1 protein-coding gene is annotated in these 556 nt (G+C 48.6%); it reads right to left on the bottom strand.

Translation table 11 applies throughout. From position 1 onward, the window contains the following. Positions 1–499: PTS transporter subunit EIIC (locus R7Z50_RS30025; RefSeq protein WP_318150090.1), on the bottom strand; the 499-nt coding region annotated here is incomplete at its 3' end. Positions 500–556: the final 57 nt, after the last annotated feature.

The following is a 556-nucleotide window of genomic DNA, read 5'->3' as shown; positions in this document are numbered from 1 at the left end:
CTTCAATGCCTGATTTCACAAACAAGTTTGCTGCGGTGACTGAAGGGCCAACAATCTCGTAGGCGAACAAACACAACAACATACCGACGATACCCAACGAGAAGTTGTTGACCACCATTTCAAAACCAGAAGGTATGCGGTGTTGAATACGTTTATCCACTTGCACCACAATCCAAGCGCTCAGTGGACCCATGATCATTGCGCCAACAAACATCGGTATATCAGCCCCGACAATCACGCCCATCGTACCGATAGCCCCCGCTACCGCGCCGCGTTTTTCACCAACAATCTGACCACCGGTGTAACCAATCAAAAGTGGCAGCAAGTAAGTGATCATTGGCCCCACGAGTTCGCCAAAGGCTTCGTTTGGCATCCAACCCGTGGGAATAAAGAGTGCAGTAATAAAGCCCCAAGCGATAAAGGCTCCGATATTTGGCAGCACCATGGCGGTCAAATGACCTCCGAAGGCTTGCACATTGGCTCGCATGTTTGCTTTCACGTTATGTTCCTTTTAGTATGCTTTTATTATGTCTAGCACTTGTTCTTTGGAAGAGGC

Source organism: Vibrio sp. 1249-1, assembly GCF_033340495.1.
Note: the sequence above shows the minus strand (reverse complement) of the source record. Positions and strands in the feature narration are given on the sequence as shown.